Raw genomic sequence first — 17,517 nt, 5'->3', positions numbered from 1 at the left:
CGCCGGGCCGCCCGCACGCAGGCAGGGCGGCAGTCATTGGGTTCGGGGTCAGCGCCCGCTCTTTATCCGGGTCCAGTCACGGGTCAGCCAGCGCTGCACTTCGCGAGGGCGTTCCCGGGCCACGTAAAGCTTGGCCATCACGTCCGGCGCAGGGTACACGCCGGGGTTGTCGCGCACGCTGGCATCCACCAGCGGCATCGCGTCCTTGTTGGCATTGGCATAGGACACGTAGTTGCTGATGCTGGCGATCACGTCGGGCCGCATCAGGTAGTTGATGAAGGCATGGGCCTCCTCGACGTGCTGGGCGTCGCGGGGGATGGCCAGCATGTCCGCCCACATGGCGGTGCCTTCCTTGGGGATCAGGTAGCGGATCTCGTCCTGGCGTCCGGCTTCCCGGGCGCGGGTGGCGGCCTGGAGCATGTCGCCGGAATAGCCGAAGGCGATGCAGATGTCGCCGTTGGCCAGGTCGGCGATGGACTTGGAGGAGTGGAAGTAGGTGACCGAGGGGCGGACCTGGAGCAGCGCGGCGGTGGCCTTGTCGAAGTCGGCCCGCTCGTGGCTGTGGGGCGACATGCCCAGGTAGTTGATCATCTGCGGGATGACTTCGTCGCCGGTGTCCAGCAGGGCGACGCCGCAGGCGTGCAGCTTCTTCACCACGGCAGGATCGAAGAGCAGCGACCAGGAATCCAGGGCCGCGTCGTTGCCGAGGATGGCGCGGACCTTGTCGACGTTGAGGCCGATGCCGTTGGTCCCCCACAGGTAGGGGACGGAGTATTCGTTGCCCGGATCACCACTGGCCAGGCGTTCCAGCACGGCGGGATCGAGATGGGCGAGGTTGGGCAGCTTGGACTTGTCCAGCTTCTGGTAGGTACCGGCCCGCACCTGCTTGGCCAGGAAGTGGTTGGTGGGCACCACCACGTCGTAGCCGGAATGGCCAGTGGCGAGCTTGCCGTCGAGGGTTTCGTTGGAGTCGAAGACGTCGTAGACCACCCGGATGCCGGTCTCCTTCTGGAAGTTCTCCAGGGTGCCGGGGGCGATGTAGTCCGACCAGTTGTAGACGCGCACCACCCGCTCTTCCGCGCTGGCGGCGGACATGAGGAGGGCGCTGGCCAGCAACCCGTACAGCCAGGGACGTTTTCGCATGAGCGATCCTCTCGGGGATGACCGTCCCCCGGTTCAACCAGGGGACGGGGTACGACGGCTTACTTGCCCGACTTGATGGTGGTCCAGGTACGGGTCATCACGCGCTGCACCTTGGCCGGCAGGTCCGGGAAGGCGTAGAGCTTGGCCATGGTTTCCTGGCTCGGGTAGATGCCCGGGTCGGTACGGATCGCCTCATCCACCAGCGGGGTCGCGGCGGCGTTGCCGTTCGGGAACTGAACGACGTTGGTGATCTCGGCCATGATCTCCGGCTTCATGATGAAGTTCATGAAGGCGTATGCGGCGTCGGGGTTGGCGGCATCGGCGGGGATGGCGACCATGTCGAAGAAGGTGCCGGCGCCTTCCTTCGGAATGTTGTAGGCGACCTTCACGCCACCCTTGGCCTCTTCGGCGCGGGACTTGGCCTGGTACACGTCACCCGAGTAGCCGACTGCCACGCACAGGTTGCCGTTGGCCAGGTCGGAGATGTACTTGGAGGAGTGGAAGTAGGTGATGTAGGGACGGATCTTGAGGAACAGGGCCTCGGCTTCCTTCAGCTGTTTCGGGTCCTGGCTGGTGGGCTTGTAGCCCAGGTAGTGCAGGGCGATGGGGAGGATCTCGGTGGGCGAGTCGAGGAAGGAGACGCCGCAGGACTTCAGCTTCTCGATGTTCTCGGGCTTGAACAGCAGGTCCCAGGAGTTCACCGGGGCATTGTCACCCAGGACGGCCTTGACCTTCTCCGGGTTGTAGCCGATGCCGATGGAGCCCCACATGTAGGGGAAGGCGTACTGGTTGCCCGGGTCGGACACTTCGACGGTCTTCAGCAGGTTCGGGTCCAGGTTCTTCCAGTTCGGCAGCTTGGACTTGTCCAGCGGCTGGTAGACCTTGGCCTTGATCTGCTTGGCCAGGAAGTTGTTGGAGGGCACCACGATGTCATAACCGGACTTGCCGGCCAGGAGCTTGGCTTCGAGGGTCTCGTTGGAGTCGAAAACGTCGTAGACCACCTTGATCCCGGTTTCCTTGGTGAACTTCTCCACGGTGTCCGGGGCGATGTAGTCAGACCAGTTGTAGACGTGCAACACCTTTTCTTCTGCCTGGGCCACGCCGGCCACAGCGCCAGCCAGCGTCACGGCGAGCAGGGTCTTGCCGAAGGTTTTGAACATGCGGGTAGCTCCGTTTGTTGTTTAAGTGTCCGAGCGGCGTCGTAACCGAATACGCCACCGCCCGGTGAGCCTGGCCAACGCACTGGCACAGTCTAGGGTGGGGGGCGGTGCTTACAACAGCTCGCGGTAGCGATTGTTTGCAAACTCGCCCATTTGCTCAACCCAGAACTGCACTCGCGGTGAGGTCAAGGCACTTGCGAGCCTTGGTCACCAGTTCGTCGATCTCGTCCTTGGTGATCACCAGGGGGGGCGAAATGATCATCGTATCGCCCACCGCCCGCATGATCAGGCCATTGCGGAAGCAGTGCTCGCGGCACTGCATGCCCACGCCCAGGTCGTTGAAGCGCTCGCGGGTCTTCTTGTTCTTGACCAGCTCGAGTGCGCCAACCATGCCCACTCCACGCGCTTCACCGACCAGGGGATGGTCAGCCAGCTCCTGCCAGCGTTGCTGCAAATATGGTGCCGTTTCCGCCTTCACCTTCTCGACGATCTTCTCGTCACGCAGGATGCGGATGTTCTCCAGGGCCACGGCGGCCGCCACCGGGTGACCGGAGTAGGTGAAGCCGTGGTAGAACTCGCCACCCTGGTTGAGGACCTCGACGATCTCGTCACGGACGATGACGCCGCCCATGGGGATGTAGCCGGAGGTCAGGCCCTTGGCGATCGGCATCAGGTCCGGGGCGTTGCCGTAGTACTGGCTGCCGAACCATTCGCCGGTACGGCCGAAGCCGCAGATCACTTCGTCGGCGATGAACAGGATGTCGTACTTGGCGAGGATCTCGCGGATCTTCGGCCAGTAGGTTTCCGGCGGGACGATGACGCCACCGGCGCCCTGGATGGGCTCGGCGATGAAGGCGGCGACGTTCTCCTCGCCGACTTCGAGAATCTTCTTCTCCAGTTGCTCGGCCGCCCAGACGCCGAACTCGGCCGGGGCCATGTCGCCGCCCTCGCCGTACCAGTAGGGCTGGGGAATGTGCACGATGCCGGGGATCGGCAGGTCGCCCTGGCCATGCAGGGCCTTCATGCCGCCGAGGCTGACGCCGGCGACGGTGGAGCCGTGGTAGCCGTTCCAGCGGCCGATCACCACTTTCTTCTTCGGCTGGCCCTTGGTCGCCCAGTAGTGGCGGACCATGCGCAGCACGGTGTCGTTGGCCTCGGAGCCGGAGCCGGTGAAGAACACGTGGTTCATGCCGTCCGGCGCCAGCTCGGAAATGGCCTTGGCCAGTTCGATGGCCGGCGGGTGGGCGGTCTGGAAGAACAGGTTGTAGAAGGGCAGTTCGCGCATCTGGTTGGCCGCGGCCTGCACCAGCTCCTCGCGACCATAGCCGACGTTCACGCACCACAGGCCGGCCATGCCGTCCAGGATCTTGTTGCCTTCACTGTCCCAGACGTAGACACCTTCGGCCTTGGTGATGATGCGTGCACCCTTGGCATTCAGCGCCTTGTAGTCGGTGAAGGGCGGCAGGTGGTGGTCACGGCTGAGGGCCTGCCACTCAAGGGTCCTTGGATTGGTCACTTGGCTGTTCATTTCCATACCTCGTTAAACACTCTTCGGCGACGCCGGCCTTCACGGCCGGCGTGCCGGTTCCTGATCAGACGGAGAGCAGCAGGAACTCACGTTCCCAGGAGCTGATCACCCGTTTGAAGTTTTCGTGCTCGGCACGTTTCACGGCCACGTAGGCCTTGATGAACTTGCTGCCCAGGTACTTCTCGATCTCCCGGCAGGATTCCATCCGTTCCAGTGCTGCCTCGATGGTCAGCGGCAGGCGCAGGTTGCGGCGCTCGTAGCCACGGCCCTTCACCGGCGCACTCGGCTTCACGCCTTCCACCATCCCCATGTACCCGCACAGCAGGCTGGCCGCGATGGCCAGGTAGGGGTTGGCGTCGGCACCGGCCAGGCGGTTCTCCACGCGGCGGTTCTGCGGGTTGGCATCCGGCACGCGCAGGCCGACGGTGCGGTTCTCCTCGCCCCACTCCACGTTCACCGGCGCCGAGGTATCGGGCAGGAAACGGCGGAAGGAGTTCACGTTCGGGGCGAACAGCGGCAGTAATTCGGGGATGTACTTCTGCAAGCCCCCGATGTGCTGGAGGAACAGGTCGCTCATCGAACCGTCATCGTTGGAGAAGACGTTCTTGCCCGTCTTGATGTCGATCACGCTCTGGTGCAGGTGCATGGCGCTGCCCGGCTCGTCGGTGATCGGCTTGGCCATGAAGGTGGCGGCCACGTTGTGCTTGAGAGCGGCCTCGCGCATGGTGCGCTTGAACACCAGGATCTGGTCGGCCAGGTCCAGGGCATCGCCGTGACGGAAGTTGATCTCCATCTGCGCCGGGCCTTCCTCATGGATGAGGGTGTCCAGGTCCAGGTCCTGCGTCTCGCACCAGTCGTACATGTCCTCGAACAGCGGGTCGAACTCGTTCGCGGCATCGATGGAGAAGGACTGGCGGCCGGTTTCAGGACGGCCGGAGCGGCCCAGCGGGGCCTGCAGCGGGAAGTCCGGGTCGTCGCAGCGCTTGGTCAGGTAGAACTCCATCTCCGGCGCGACGATCGGCTTCCAGCCCTTGTCAGCGTAGAGCTTGAGCACCTTCTTCAGCAGGTTGCGGGGCGACAGCTCGATGGGGTTGCCCTGCTTGTCGAAGGTGTCGTGGATGACCATGGCGGTGGGCTCGATGGCCCAGGGCACCAGGTAGACGGCCTTCTCGTCCGGGCGGCAGAACATGTCGATATCCGCCGGGTCGAGCAGGTCGTAATAGATGTCGTCCTCGACATAGTCGCCGGTGACGGTCTGCAGCAGCACACTCTCGGGGAGGCGCATGCCCTTCTCGTCGAGGAACTTGTTGGTCGGCGAGATCTTGCCGCGCGCAATGCCGGTAAGGTCGCTGATCAAGCATTCAACTTCGGTGATTTTGCGTTCTTTCAGCCAGCTGGTGAGCTGGTCGAGCTTGGTAGTCATAAAGACCTCAGGGTTTGAGAGCCTCGACTGGAATAGCCGGGCTCAGCGTTGCCCCGCCCTCTCCCTGCAAGCCTCACCAAAGGCCTGGAAGATGGCGAGATATACGGGGTTGGAGCGAACCTGCCACTCGGGGTGCCACTGTACGCCGAGTGCGAAGGACCTGGCGCCTTCGACCGATACGGATTCGACCAACCCGTCGGGCGCCAGCGCTTCAACTCGAAGGCCGGGCGCCAGACGTTCAACGCCCTGGCCGTGGATGGAATTGACGAGAAACTCGCCCGGCACACCGAGGCCGGCGAGCACGCCACCCGGTTGCACGGAAACCGGGTGGCGCGGTGCGTACTGGACCTCCAGCGGCTGGTCTTCAGGCTCGCGGTGGTCCATGAAGCCCTCGACCTCATGCACCTTCTGGTGCAACGAGCCGCCGAAGGCCACGTTCATTTCCTGGAAGCCCCGGCAGATGCCCAGCACCGGCACGCCACGCTCCACTGCAGCACGCAGCAGGGGCAGGGTGATGGCATCGCGATCAGGGTCGTGGAGGGTGCCGGGCGCGCTGGCCGGGCCGGAATAAAGATGAGGTTCTACGTTGGAAGGCGAACCGGTGAACAGGAGTCCGTCTAGACTCTCCAGCAGGGCATCGATGTCCAGAATATCGCCCAGCGCCGGAATGATGAGGGGAATACCGCCAGCCCCAAGGGCTACCGCCCGAAGATATTTGTCACCTGCAACATGGTAGGGATGTGGACCGATCTGCTTGGTGCAAGCGGTTACGCCGATCAACGGCAGGCGAGACATGGGGCACCCGTTTTATTGCTGTTATGGGTTTCGGCCGAGCTTAGCGTTGTTCATTTTTTTACACAATAGGGCTGTAAAAAATTGAACACACCCCACTGGACGCCGCGCCGGGCATGGCTCCGAGCAGGGCCAAGATGCCCTGAAACGCCCCAAAATTGGCCATCGAGCCCCGCTTTAGGGCAAAATAGGGCGCTATTGACATCCAGGGGGCTTTTCGATTGACTCAACCCCTAGTCAATACGTGATTGATATTTTTAACAAGAAAGGTGTTGCATCATGTCGGTACCCCCGCGTGCCGTTCAGCTTCAAGAAGCGAACGAGTTCCTTAAGGAACATCCTGAGGTCCAGTTCGTCGATCTCCTGATCGCAGATATGAATGGTGTGGTTCGAGGCAAGCGAATCGAACGCGCCAGTCTCCACAAGGTCTACGAAAAAGGTATCAACCTCCCCGCCTCCTTATTTGCCCTCGACATCAACGGCTCTACCGTCGAAAGCACCGGCCTCGGCCTGGACATCGGCGATGCGGACCGTATCTGCTACCCGATCCCCGGCACCCTGTGCGACGAGCCCTGGCAGAAGCGCCCCACCGCGCAACTGCTGATGACCATGCACGAAATCGAAGGTGAGCCGTTCTTCGCCGACCCGCGTGAAGTCCTGCGCCAGGTCGTGGAGAAGTTCGACGAGCTGGGCCTGACCATCTGCGCCGCGTTCGAGCTGGAGTTCTACCTGATCGACCAGGAGAACGTGAACGGCCGTCCGCAGCCGCCGCGCTCCCCGATCTCCGGCAAGCGCCCGCAGTCCACCCAGGTCTACCTGATCGACGACCTCGACGAGTACGCCGATTGCCTGCAGGACATCCTCGAAGGTGCCAAGGTCCAGGACATCCCGGCCGACGCCATCGTCAAGGAAAGCGCCCCTGCCCAGTTCGAAGTCAACCTGCACCACGTGAACGACGCTCTCAAGGCGTGCGACTACGCGGTCCTGCTCAAGCGGTTGATCAAGAACATCGCCTACGACCATGAGATGGACAGCACCTTCATGGCCAAGCCCTACCCGGGCCAGGCGGGCAACGGTCTGCACGTGCACATCTCCCTGATCGACAAGAAGACCGGCAAGAACATCTTCGCTGCCGATGATCCCGAGCAGAACGCCGCCCTTCGTCATGCGGTCGGCGGTGTGCTCGAGACCATGGCCGCCTCGATGGCCTTCCTCTGCCCCAACGTCAACTCCTACCGCCGCTTCGGCGCACAGTTCTACGTGCCGAACGCGCCGAGCTGGGGCCTGGACAACCGCACCGTGGCCGTTCGCGTGCCCACCGGCAGTTCCGACGCAGTGCGCATCGAACACCGCGTAGCCGGTGCCGACGCCAACCCGTACCTGATGATGGCGGCCATCCTGTCCGGCATCCACCACGGCCTGACCAACAAGATCGAGCCCGGTGCGCCCATCGAGGGCAACTCGTACGAGCAGCTGGAGCAGAGCCTGCCGAACAACCTGCGCGATGCCCTGCGCGAACTGGATGACAGTGAAATCCTGGCCAAGTACATCAGCCCGGACTACATCGACATCTTCGTCGCGTGCAAGGAAAGCGAGCTGGAGGAGTTCGAGCACTCCATCTCCGACCTCGAATACAACTGGTACCTGCATACCGTGTAATCGAGTCCAGAAACGCCGGCCCCAGGGCCGGCGTTTTTTTGCCTGCAATCCGCCTCCCCGCGTGCGGAATGGGCAGTGGAAAATGCGCAAAGGCCCGAGCTAGAGAGGCCCAGGCGCTGATGTGAATCAACCTGCTGAACCTCATGCCGCCGCACAATGCTGCGCCATCCACCAGGGAGGACTCCATGCCCCGCTTCCTCGCCCCATTGCTGCTCGCGTTGCTGCCGACCCTTGCCGCCGCCGACGAGAGCATCCGCGTCTACAACTGGAATGACTACATCGCGCCCCAGGTCCTCAAGGACTTCGAGCAGCAGACCGGCATCCGCGTCGACTACCGCACCTACACCAGCGCCGAAGAGCTGCTCAAGGTCATCGACAGCGGCGAAGCGGCCGACGTGGTGGTGCCCTCCCACAACAACCTTCCCGAGCTGATCCGCGCCGGCAAGCTGCAGCCGCTGGACCTCGCCCGCCTGCCCAACCGCAAGCACCTCGACCCGCAGCTGATGAGCAAGCTCGCCGGCGTCGACCCCGACAACCGCTACGCCGTGCCCTACCTCTGGGGCGCCGTCGGCCTCGCCGTGAACGGCCCGCAGGCCGAGAAAGCCTTCGGCGGCCCGCTGCCCAACAGCTGGGCCGTGCTCTTCGACCCCGCGCAGAGCAAGCGCCTCTCCAGCTGCGGCATGAGCGTGCTGGACGCCCCGGACGAAGCCCTCTCCGTACTCATGACCTACCAGGGCCGCAGCCTCGCCCGCACCGCGCCCAGCCGGCTCAAGCGCTCGGCCGAAGTCCTGGCAGGCCTGCGCCCGAACCTGCGCTACATCGACAGCGAGCGCTATATCGAGGACCTCAACAAGGGCCACCTGTGCGTCGCCATGGCCTGGGTCGGCGACGCCCTGAACGCCGCAGCCGCCGGCCAGCCGGTGCGCTTCGTGGTACCCGACGAAGGCTCGGTGCTGTTCATCGACAACCTGGTCATCCCCAAGAGCGCCAACCGCGCCGACCTGGCCCACCGCTTCATCGACTTCCTGATGCAGCCCGAGGTCGCCGCCCGGATCACCAGCGAAACGCTCTACCCCAACGGCAACGTCGACTCGCGCCAGTTCCTCGAACCCAGCCTGCGAGACCAGCCCGGCCTCTACCCGGACAAGGAGACCAAGCGCCGCCTGTTCGCCCTGGAACCCCTGCCCGAGAAGCTCGGCGCCACCCGCGACGAGATCTGGACCGCCTTCCGCGACGGCCGCTGAGCCATTCAGCCCAGGCAGTCGCGCAGACCGCGCTCCAGGGCTTCACGCCCGGCAAACCCCTGCCGGGCGATGAACACCAGCTGTGAACCCTCCGCCCGCTCCCGCATCGCCTCGAACTGGCTACGTCCGCCCACCTGCTGCAGCCAGAGGCTCTCCTCCCGCCCGGCCAGCCGTATGCAGCCCTTGATGCGGAACACCTCCGCCGGCACCTGCCCCAGCCAGGCCTGCAGGCGCGCACCGTCGAAGCGCTCACCGCTGCGCCACAGCCAGCTCTCGAACAGCCCGGCGTGGGCCACGCCCGCCACCGGTACCAACCCCGGCGCCCGCTGCACCGGCTCCAGCCACAGCGCCTCCGGCAGGTCGGCCTGCACCCCGACATGCACCAGCGCCCGCCCCGGCAGGGCCTGCCGCACGGCGGCCAGCGTGGCCTCGCCCACCAGGTCCGCCTTGTTCAGCAGCAGCACGTCGGCCGCCGCCACCTGGGCGCGGGCCAGGCGTGCGTAGTCGCCCTCCAGCGCCAGATGCCGCGTGGCGTCCACCAGGGTGATCACCAGGTCCAGCCGCAGCAGGTCACGCAACTGTGGATAACCCAGGGTCTGCACGATGCGCTGCGGGTCGGAAACACCGCTGCACTCGATGACGATGCGCTCCAGGCGCGGCGAGAGCTGCGCCAGGCTGGCCAGCTGCGCCAGCAGGTCCTCCTGCACCGTGCAGCAGATGCAGCCGTTCTGCAGGCTGTACACCGCATCGGTCACCTCGGCCACCAGCGCCGCATCGATGTTCAGCGCACCGAAATCGTTGACGATCACCGCCAGCCGGCTGTCCCCGGCCTGCCGCACCATGCGGTTGAGCAGCGTGGTCTTGCCAGCGCCGAGAAAGCCCGCCACCACCGTGACCGCGATGCGCTCAGCCATCCTGGCGTACCCCCGACTCGATCACCGGCGGCTCGCCGCGCCACACCGCCTGCAGACCAAGGCCCGCCAGCGCCTCGTCCCGGTCGTACACCAGTTGCCCCTCGACGAAGGTCAGCAGCACCTGGGTACGGTGGATGTAGTTGCGCGCCGGCTGGGCGAACAGGTCGCGGTCGAGCACGATCAGGTCCGCTGCCTTGCCCACTTCCAGGCTGCCGGTGCTGGCCTCCAGCCCCATGGCGAGCGCCCCGTTCAGGGTGGCCACCCGCAGCGCCTGGGGCAGGCTGATGGGCTCGCCGAAGCAGGCCGGGTCGTCGTTCCAGGGGTTCTGCCGGGTCACCATCGTTTCCAGCGCCAGCCAGGGATCGATGGACGCCACCGGCCAGTCGGTGCCGAACACCGCCGTGCCGCCGGCCTCCAGCACGCCCTTGAAGTCGTAGATGCGCTTCAGCCGCTCCTGGCCATAGCCCGAACGCGCGCCACTGGCGAAGGGCGTCGGGTACCAGGCCGCCGGGGAGAACTCGGCGATCACCTGCAGCGCCTGGAAGCGCGCCAGGTTGCCCGGGTGCAGCAGCGTGCTGTGGGCGCACTGGTGGCGCACCCCGCTGAAGCCGTTGCGCCGCCGCGCCTCCGCCACCGCATCGAGGAACACGTCGGACGCGCCATCGCCGGTGCAGTGGGCGATCACGCGGATGCCCCGGCGGTCCATGTCCACCAGCATGTCGGTGATGTGTTCCGGGGTGAGGTTGAGCTTGCCGCGCCAGTCCGACTCGTTCGGCCAGGGCGTCAGCAGGAAGGAGGAGCGCGGCTCCACCGTGCCGTCGAAGTGGAACTTCACCGCGTTGGCGCTCAGGCGGGCGCTGCGGTAGTAGTGGCGCTCACCGGCCAGCAGCTCCCAGCGCCGACGCACCGGGAAGATGTCGTCCTGCCAGCTGATCGCCGCCTCGATGCGCACCGTCAGCTCGCCGGCGTCGTCCAGCGCCTTCAGCGCCTGCAGGCGGTGTTCGCAGACGTGCACGTACTTGCTCGCCGTGACCCCGCGTGAACTCTGGAAATGCACCCCATCACGGTAGGCCCGGCGCAGCACCGCCACCGGGGTCGGCGGCATGGCGGCGTGGATCATCGCGTAGGCGCCGTCGATCATCAGCCCGGTGGGCTCGCCGGTCAGCGGGTCGCGCTCCAGGTAGCCGTTGCGCGGGTCGGGGGTATGGCGGTCGATGCCCGCCAGCTGCAGCGCCTTCGAGTTGACCATCATGGTGCCCCACATGCGGTCCAGCAGCGCCACCGGGCGGTCCGGCATCACCGCATCGAGCCAGGCGCGGCCGGGCACCAGGCCCGCCTCGCGGAAGGTGTAGCGCACCCAGTACTGGCCGTGGATCCAGCCCTCGCCGGGGTGGGCATCGGCATAGGCGCGGATCGCCGCCTCCAGCTGCGCCGGCGTCGGGTCCTCGATACCGACATCGAGGTCGTCGCTGTAGCGCGGCGCCAGGGCCAGGTCCGGGTGGGTGTGCATGTCGTGCAGGCCGGGCATGCAGAAGGCCCCGTCGAGGTCGTGCACGCGGGTCTGCGGGCCACGCAGCGCCTGCACGGCGGCACGGCTGCCCACGGCCAGCAGGCGCCCCCCGCCGATGGCCACCGCCTCGGCCCAGGGCTGCGCCGGGTCCTGGGTGTAGAAGCGGCCGTTGTCGAGGATCAGGTCGGCAAAATGGCCCGTGGCCGAATGGGTCGAGGAGAAATTGTCGGCGTCAGTCATGGCGGCACCTTGTGATTTTCGGGCGTGGCCAGGCCCGGCGCGCGAACGCACCGTGAGCCTGGTTCGGTCAGGAATTGCGGTGGGTCAGCGCGAGCGTTGCAGGCGCTGGATAAAGCCGGCGATGCGACGGCAGGCTTCCTCCAGCTCGGCATCGGAGACGGTGAACGAGAGCCGCACGAAGCCCCGGCAACTGGCGCCGAAGGCTTCGGCATCGAGCACCGAGACGCCGGTCTCGCGGAACAGCTGCCAGGCGAAGTCCATGCCCGAGAGCCCCGTCTCGCGGACGTCCACCAGCATGAACATGCCCGCTTCCGGCACCTTGCAGCGCAGCAGCGGCACATCGGCGAGCCCCCGCACCACCAGGTCGCGGCGGCGGCGGTAGGTCTCGCGGGCGTCCCCCACCACCGCATCGTCCAGCTCCAGGGCCTTCAGCGCAGCGGCCTGGATGAAGCCCGGCAGGCCATAGATCATGCACAGCATCAGGTTGTCCAGGTGGCCGATCAGCGCCGGCGGCGCCACCACCCAGCCCACCCGCCAGCCGGTCATCGCATGGGTCTTGGACAGGCTGTTGAGCACCACCGTGCGCGCCGCCATGCCCTCCAGGCTGGCGATGCTGCGGTGGCTGCGCTCGTAGGTGAGCTGCCCGTACACCTCGTCGGAAATCACCCAGAGGTCATGACGACGGGCCACCTCGGCCACCGCCTGCAGCTCCTCGGCGGTGTAGACGTTGCCGGTGGGGTTGTTCGGCGTCGCCAGGGCGATGCCCCGGGTGCGCAGCGTGAGCACCGCCTCCAGGGCTTCGGCGGTGAGGCGGAAGTCGCCCTCCGCCGGCTGCGGGATGCTCACCAGGCGGGCGCCGGAGGCCTGGATGCTGGCAGCGTAGGTCAGGTACATCGGCTCCGGCACCAGCACCTCGTCGCCGGCCTCGAACAGGCACAGAGCCGTGGCGAACAGGCCGTTCTGCGCCCCGGCGACCACCGCCACCTGCTCGGCGCCCACCGGGATGTCCAGCAGCCAGCGCTGCTTGGCGGCGATGGCCTCGCGCAGGGCAGCGCGGCCGATCACTTCGGTGTAGTGGGTGTCGCCCTGGGCCAGGGCCTCGACGGCCGCCGTGCGGATCGGCTCGGCGGTGGTGAAGTCCGGGTCGCCGATGCTCAGCACGATGGCGTCCTCGCCGCGCGCCTGGGCGGCACAGGCCGCGTAGTGGATGTCCCAGGCGCTGACGGTCTCGCCGCTGATGCGCCCGACCAGGGATGAATACTTCATGCACGGCTCCTTGGGGTCCGGGTCCATGGGTTCAGGCCTGGCGCTGCGGCGTGCGGCCGATGCGCGCGAAGCCCTGTTCGATGAGGAAGGCGAGGACGATGTACACCACCGCCACCACCAGCAACGGCTCGTACACCTTCAGCGTCTGCGCGCGCACCAGGTTCGCCGCCCCCAGCAGGTCGGTCACCGCCACGGTGGAGGCCAGCGCCGTGGACTTGAGCAGCATCACGCTCTCCCCGGCCAGGGCCGGGCGCAACATCTGCAGGGCCCGTGGCATCCACACCCGCCGCAGCACCTGCCCGGGTCGCATGCCGTAGGCCCGCGCCGCCTCCAGCTCGCCCCGGGGCACCGCCCGCAGGCCACCGCGCAGCACCTCGCCCACATAGGCCCCCACGCTCAGGGTCAGGGCCAGGGCCACGTACCAGAAGCCCTCGCGCAGGTAGGGCCAGAGCAGGCTGTGGCGGATCAGCGGGAAGCTGGCGAACACGCTGCCGAGGCCGTAGTAGAGGATGTAGATCTGCACCAGCAGCGGCGTGCCCCGCAGCACGCTGGTGTAGAACCGCGCCGCGCCGGCCAGCAGCGGGTTGCGGGCCAGGCGCGCCAGCGCCACGGCAACGGCCAGCAGGAAGCCGAAGACCGCCGACACCAGCAGCAGCTGCACCGTCAGCAGCACGCCACGGGAGAGCTCGCCGATGAAACCGTCCAGCCAGGAAAAGTCCATGGGGCCTCCTAGGCGAGCCGGGGCATCCACCGCTCGAAGCGCGCTTCGATACGGCGGAAGACCAGCCCGGAACACAGGGTGATGACGTAGTAGAAGGCCGCGACCACCAGGTAGAACATCAGGTAGTGCTTGGTCGAGGCCGCCGCCTGGCGACCCGCGCCCAGCAGTTCGCTGTAGCCCACCACGCTGATCAGCGCGCTGTCCTTGACCAGCACCAGCCAGAGGTTGGACAGCCCGGCGACCACGTGGGGCAGCATGCTCGGCAGCAGCACCCGGCGCAGCACCAGCAGCGGGCGCATGCCGTAGGCCCGCGCCGCCTCCACCTGGCCCACCGGGATGGCCTCGATGGCGCCACGGATGATCTCCGCCGAATAGGCGCCCTGGACGATGCCCAGCACCACGACGGCGGCGAGGAAGCCGTTGACCTCCACCGGCGGCTGGCCGGCGGCGGCCATCAGCAGGTTGAGCAGGTCGGAGCCGGCGTAGTACAGCAGCAGGATCAGCAGCAGCTCCGGCACCGCACGGTACAGCGTGGTGTAGCAGTTGGCCCAGATCACCAGCCAGCGCGGCCCCCACAGCTTCAGCAGGGCCACGCTCAGCCCCAGCACCAGGCCGAGTACGAAGGCCCCCAGGGAGATGCCCAGGGTGCGGACGGCACCCTCGGCCAGGGCCTGCAGCCAGCGGTCGGCGAACAGCAGCCGGGAGAAGTCGGGCGCCATCATGGCCGCGCCGCGATGTCGGTCTTGAAGTAGCGGCTGCGGATGGCGTCGTAGGTGCCGTCGTCGCGCAGGGCCTGCAGGGTCTGGTTGAGGCGCTCGCGCAGGGCATCGTTGCCCTTGCGCACCGCCGCGCCGACGCCTTCGCCCAGCAGCGGGTCCTGGGGCGCCACGCCCTTGCTGGCGAGCATGGCGTTGTCCGGCAGGTCGAGCAGCGGCTCCACCGCCAGCTGGTCGGCGAGGAGGATGTCGACCCGGCCGCTGCGCAGGTCGGCGAGCAGGTCGTCCTGGTCGTTGTAGTAGCGCACCGTGGAGGTCTTGCCGTAGTGAGCCTTGACGTACGCCGAGTGGGTGGTGGAGCCCTGCACGCCGATGATCAGGCCCTTGAGCCCCTCTGGCGTGGGCGCCACGTCCAGGCTGCGGTCGGCGACCCACAGCGCCGGGGTGAAGAAATAGGGCTCGCTGAAGTCCACCACCTGGCGCCGCTCGGGGGTGATCGACAGGGAGTTCAGCACCACGTCCACCTGCTGCGCCTTGAGCGCCGGGATCAGCCCGTCCCAGGCCATCTCGTTGAGCGGGCACTGGGCCTGCAGGCGTTCGCACACCGCACGGATCAGCTCCGGCTCGAAGCCGCTCCATTCACCTTTGCCGCTCTTGAAGGAGAACGGCGGGTAGGGCTCCAGGGCGATGCCGAAGACGATGGTCTCCTGGGCCGTCGCTGCGTGGCTGGCGGTGGCCAGGAGCAGGGCGAGAAGGGTTTTCTTCATGTGGATTCCCTCGGTTGTGGTCGTTGTTGTCAGGGGATTCAGCGGTTGTCCTGGGCCATCACGAACTGCCGGCAGCGCTCGCTGCGCGGGTCCAGCAGCACCTGCTCGGGCGGGCCCTGTTCCTCGATGCGGCCCTGGTGGAGGAACACCACCTGGCTGGAGACATCACGGGCAAAGGCCATCTCGTGGGTGACCAGGATCATGGTGCGGCCCTCCTCGGCGATGCTGCGGATCACCCGCAGCACATCGCCCACCAGCTCCGGGTCCAGCGCCGAGGTGGGCTCGTCGAACAGCATCACCCGGGGCCGCACGGCCAGCGCCCGGGCGATGGCCACGCGCTGCTGCTGGCCGCCGGAGAGGAAGGCCGGGTAGGCGTGGCGCTTGTCCGCCAGGCCGACCCGCTCCAGCAACTGCTCGGCGTGGGCAATGGCCTCCGCGCGGGGCTCGCCGAGCACGTGCACGGGCGCCTCGATGACGTTCTCCAGCACCGTACGGTGGGGCCAGAGGTTGAAGTTCTGGAACACCATCGCCAGGCGCGCCCGCAGCCGCTCCACCTGGCGCGGGTCGCCGATGCGCCCATGGCCGTGGCGGTCACGCTTGAGCAGCACGGCCTCGCCGTTGATGCGCAGGCTGCCGGCATCGGGAATCTCCAGCAGGTTGATGCAGCGCAGCAGGGTGCTCTTGCCCGAGCCGCTGGCGCCGATCAGCGACACCACGTCGCCCTCCCGCGCCTCCAGGGAGATGCCCTTGAGCACGGCATGGTCGCCGTAGCTCTTGTGCAGCCCCTCGATGGCCACCACCGGGGTGGCGCCGTCACATGCCTGGTTCATCGCTTCGCTCCCGTTCATTCGTCGTCCCGCGCCGGAATCCACCACTCTTCGCCCCGCACGGTGCGGATGTACTCCGGCCAGCGGAATCGGTGCGGCGCCTCGAAATCGGCCGGCAGCAGCGGTGCCTGCCAATGCTCGCCGCCGATGCCGCCCCCGGTGCGCCGGACGAACTCGTCCCGCGCGGCCCCCAGCAGCTCGGGCCGGGTGAGCAGGTCCACCAGGGTCGCGGCGATGGTCTTGGCCGCCACCTGGATCATCGGGTCGATGGTCTCGCGGATGCCGCCCAGGGCATTGGCCACCCAGTCCGGGTAGGGCGTGCCGGCGGCGGCGAGCATTGGCCGCGCCACCAGCAGGCGCACCGTCGGGCAATGCCAGGTGTACTCCGGGTAGTCGTCGGAGGTGAGGTGGCGCTGCCAGGCCGGCATCTGCAGGCGCAACTGGCGCTCGCACTCGCGGGGGTCGATGAGGGCCTCGGTGGCCGCGAGGAAGGGCCGCTCCATGGGCTCCAGCCCCAGGTTGGCCTGGATCTCCCGGGCCACGGCGATGGCCGACTCGCCCCACTGCGGCGCACCGACGGCGGCCAGGTTGTCGTAGGTGGCCTGGGCCAGCACGTGGTTGGGCAGTCCGCCACGGGACTTGCACACCCAGGTCTTCTTCCACTGGCAGCCGGTGGCCAGGGCCGCCGCAGCGGCGTTGTTGTCCATCACCCGGCAGATGGTCTCGGCCTGCTCGATGGAATCGCAGCGCAGCAGGTACTGGATCTGCGCCAGGTGCGGCGGCAGGTTGTCGGCGGTGGCCTGGCCGGCGGTGAGGATGGCCTCGTTGAAGCTCCACAGGCCGGTGAACGGCAGGGTGGAGCGACGCAGGCTCTCGTTGAGGGTGTAGAAGTGCACCAACGCGTCGTTGGCGCCCGGCGCGCGGGCCGCCAGGTGGTTCTGCGGGATCGGGCTGTAGGCGTCGGCGGCGATCCAGTCCTGGGGCGCCTCGCAGGTGAAGCTGTAGATGAAGGCGTAGGCGATGCCGCAGTGGGTGTCCCAGGTGGTGGTGTTGTTCAGCGGCAGCATGTAGGTGGGGTGGAAGCTGATGGCCGCGTCGAGGTCGTCGTAGTACCCCTTGGCCGCGTGCACCGGCTTGGAGGCGCGCAACTTCTCCGCCGGCTCGCCGAAGAAGCGCAGGGTGCCCTTGAGGCCATGCGCCTGCATGGCGGCCTTGGCGGCCAGCACCCCGCCCAGGGCGCTGATGCCCAGGGCCGAGTGCGGGTCGGTGTGGCCCGGGGCGAAGCGCGACAGACCCTCGCGGGGCATCGGCCGGGTGGTGGCGGCCTGGCAGTTGCCGGGCACCGCGTCGTACTCGGCGTAGCTGGCCAGCACCGGTCCGTCGCCGGTGCTGAAGGTGGCGCAGAAGGCCGTGGGCATGCCGCCACTGGCCTCCTCCACGGTGAAGCCCTCGCGGCGCAGCAGGTCGACGTACCAGGCGCAGGACTTGTACTCGCGGAAGGCCGGCTCGGCGAAGTGCCAGATCACCTGGTGCCAGTCGGACAGCGGCTGGCGATGGCGTTCCACCCAATCGAGGGCAAAGGCTTTGGCAGGCATGGGCGCTCCGGG

The 17,517-nt window shown here is 67.1% G+C and carries 14 protein-coding genes and 1 pseudogene; 2 read left to right on the top strand and 13 right to left on the bottom strand.

What is annotated here, in order from left to right:
• Positions 1-48: 48 nt before the first annotated feature.
• The 5 genes from SZ55_RS04810 to SZ55_RS04790 form a co-directional block, all read right to left on the bottom strand.
• A complete protein-coding gene (locus SZ55_RS04810; protein ID WP_044402213.1) occupies positions 49-1,143 on the bottom strand; it encodes a polyamine ABC transporter substrate-binding protein in 1,095 nt (364 codons plus the stop codon).
• A 59-nt stretch (positions 1,144-1,202) separates the two neighbouring features.
• Positions 1,203-2,303 (bottom strand): polyamine ABC transporter substrate-binding protein, encoded by a 1,101-nt coding sequence (locus SZ55_RS04805; RefSeq protein ID WP_044402212.1) that lies wholly within the window; start codon positions 2,301-2,303, stop codon positions 1,203-1,205.
• Positions 2,304-2,460: 157 nt separating this feature from the next.
• On the bottom strand, positions 2,461-3,831 hold the full coding sequence (locus SZ55_RS04800) for an aspartate aminotransferase family protein (RefSeq protein WP_107328487.1): 1,371 nt from the start codon (positions 3,829-3,831) through the stop codon (positions 2,461-2,463).
• Between the two features lie 64 nt (positions 3,832-3,895).
• Positions 3,896-5,254 (bottom strand): glutamine synthetase family protein, encoded by a 1,359-nt coding sequence (locus SZ55_RS04795; RefSeq protein WP_044402210.1) that lies wholly within the window; start codon positions 5,252-5,254, stop codon positions 3,896-3,898.
• Positions 5,255-5,296: 42 nt separating this feature from the next.
• Entirely contained in the window at positions 5,297-6,049 is a 753-nt protein-coding gene (locus SZ55_RS04790; RefSeq protein WP_044402208.1) for a gamma-glutamyl-gamma-aminobutyrate hydrolase family protein, read from the bottom strand.
• Between the two features lie 276 nt (positions 6,050-6,325).
• Between SZ55_RS04790 and SZ55_RS04785 the strand changes: the two genes are divergently transcribed.
• Both SZ55_RS04785 and SZ55_RS04780 read left to right on the top strand, forming a co-directional pair.
• Positions 6,326-7,705, top strand: coding sequence for a glutamine synthetase family protein (locus SZ55_RS04785; protein ID WP_044402205.1), 1,380 nt, complete (start codon positions 6,326-6,328; stop codon positions 7,703-7,705).
• Positions 7,706-7,890: 185 nt separating this feature from the next.
• Entirely contained in the window at positions 7,891-8,949 is a 1,059-nt protein-coding gene (locus tag SZ55_RS04780; protein ID WP_044402202.1) for a polyamine ABC transporter substrate-binding protein, read from the top strand.
• Between the two features lie 5 nt (positions 8,950-8,954).
• On the opposite strand, the gene SZ55_RS04775 is transcribed toward SZ55_RS04780, so the two are convergent.
• The 8 genes and pseudogenes from SZ55_RS04775 to SZ55_RS04740 all read right to left on the bottom strand — a co-directional run bounded on the left by SZ55_RS04775 (position 8,955) and on the right by SZ55_RS04740 (position 17,505).
• Positions 8,955-9,863 carry a CobW family GTP-binding protein gene (locus tag SZ55_RS04775; protein WP_044402199.1) on the bottom strand — a complete coding sequence of 303 codons (909 nt, stop codon included), beginning with the start codon at positions 9,861-9,863 and terminating at the stop codon, positions 8,955-8,957.
• Positions 9,856-11,613: an amidohydrolase gene (locus SZ55_RS04770; RefSeq protein ID WP_044402196.1), complete on the bottom strand. Its 1,758-nt coding sequence runs from the start codon at positions 11,611-11,613 to the stop codon at positions 9,856-9,858. Before SZ55_RS04770 ends, SZ55_RS04775 begins: the two co-directional genes overlap by 8 nt.
• Positions 11,614-11,697: 84 nt before the next feature.
• The gene (locus SZ55_RS04765) at positions 11,698-12,879 is read right to left on the bottom strand and encodes a pyridoxal phosphate-dependent aminotransferase (RefSeq protein WP_044402193.1); all 1,182 of its coding nucleotides are present in this window, start codon (positions 12,877-12,879) and stop codon (positions 11,698-11,700) included.
• A gap of 31 nt (positions 12,880-12,910) precedes the next feature.
• Positions 12,911-13,600, bottom strand: a complete 690-nt coding sequence (locus SZ55_RS04760) for an ABC transporter permease subunit (protein WP_044402190.1) — start codon at positions 13,598-13,600, stop codon at positions 12,911-12,913.
• Between the two features lie 8 nt (positions 13,601-13,608).
• Positions 13,609-14,319 (bottom strand): ABC transporter permease, encoded by a 711-nt coding sequence (locus SZ55_RS04755; protein ID WP_044402328.1) that lies wholly within the window; start codon positions 14,317-14,319, stop codon positions 13,609-13,611.
• Positions 14,319-15,083 (bottom strand): transporter substrate-binding domain-containing protein, encoded by a 765-nt coding sequence (locus SZ55_RS04750; RefSeq protein WP_044402187.1) that lies wholly within the window; start codon positions 15,081-15,083, stop codon positions 14,319-14,321. Before SZ55_RS04750 ends, SZ55_RS04755 begins: the two co-directional genes overlap by 1 nt.
• A gap of 38 nt (positions 15,084-15,121) precedes the next feature.
• A pseudogene (locus SZ55_RS04745) lies at positions 15,122-15,844 on the bottom strand (ABC transporter ATP-binding protein); the annotation flags it as partial.
• An 83-nt stretch (positions 15,845-15,927) separates the two neighbouring features.
• The gene (locus SZ55_RS04740) at positions 15,928-17,505 is read right to left on the bottom strand and encodes a peptidase M20 (RefSeq protein ID WP_044402181.1); all 1,578 of its coding nucleotides are present in this window, start codon (positions 17,503-17,505) and stop codon (positions 15,928-15,930) included.
• Between the last annotated feature and the right edge of the window lie 12 nt (positions 17,506-17,517).

This window comes from Pseudomonas sp. FeS53a, assembly GCF_000931385.1.
In the GTDB taxonomy this organism is placed as follows: Bacteria; Pseudomonadota; Gammaproteobacteria; order Pseudomonadales; family Pseudomonadaceae; genus Metapseudomonas; species Metapseudomonas otitidis.
This window is presented reverse-complemented; position numbering and strand designations above follow the sequence as displayed.

Excerpts from the sequence above, each read along its gene's own strand:
- SZ55_RS04810 (WP_044402213.1), bottom strand. The coding sequence starts at position 1,143 with ATGCGAAAACGTCCCTGGCTGTACGGGTTGCTGGCCAGCGCCCTCCTC.
- SZ55_RS04805 (WP_044402212.1), bottom strand. The coding sequence starts at position 2,303 with ATGTTCAAAACCTTCGGCAAGACCCTGCTCGCCGTGACGCTGGCTGGC.
- SZ55_RS04800 (WP_107328487.1), bottom strand. The coding sequence starts at position 3,831 with ATGAACAGCCAAGTGACCAATCCAAGGACCCTTGAGTGGCAGGCCCTC.
- SZ55_RS04795 (WP_044402210.1), bottom strand. The coding sequence starts at position 5,254 with ATGACTACCAAGCTCGACCAGCTCACCAGCTGGCTGAAAGAACGCAAA.
- SZ55_RS04790 (WP_044402208.1), bottom strand. The coding sequence starts at position 6,049 with ATGTCTCGCCTGCCGTTGATCGGCGTAACCGCTTGCACCAAGCAGATC.
- SZ55_RS04785 (WP_044402205.1), top strand. The coding sequence starts at position 6,326 with ATGTCGGTACCCCCGCGTGCCGTTCAGCTTCAAGAAGCGAACGAGTTC.
- SZ55_RS04780 (WP_044402202.1), top strand. The coding sequence starts at position 7,891 with ATGCCCCGCTTCCTCGCCCCATTGCTGCTCGCGTTGCTGCCGACCCTT.
- SZ55_RS04775 (WP_044402199.1), bottom strand. The coding sequence starts at position 9,863 with ATGGCTGAGCGCATCGCGGTCACGGTGGTGGCGGGCTTTCTCGGCGCT.
- SZ55_RS04770 (WP_044402196.1), bottom strand. The coding sequence starts at position 11,613 with ATGACTGACGCCGACAATTTCTCCTCGACCCATTCGGCCACGGGCCAT.
- SZ55_RS04765 (WP_044402193.1), bottom strand. The coding sequence starts at position 12,879 with ATGAAGTATTCATCCCTGGTCGGGCGCATCAGCGGCGAGACCGTCAGC.
- SZ55_RS04760 (WP_044402190.1), bottom strand. The coding sequence starts at position 13,600 with ATGGACTTTTCCTGGCTGGACGGTTTCATCGGCGAGCTCTCCCGTGGC.
- SZ55_RS04755 (WP_044402328.1), bottom strand. The coding sequence starts at position 14,319 with ATGGCGCCCGACTTCTCCCGGCTGCTGTTCGCCGACCGCTGGCTGCAG.
- SZ55_RS04750 (WP_044402187.1), bottom strand. The coding sequence starts at position 15,083 with ATGAAGAAAACCCTTCTCGCCCTGCTCCTGGCCACCGCCAGCCACGCA.
- SZ55_RS04740 (WP_044402181.1), bottom strand. The coding sequence starts at position 17,505 with ATGCCTGCCAAAGCCTTTGCCCTCGATTGGGTGGAACGCCATCGCCAG.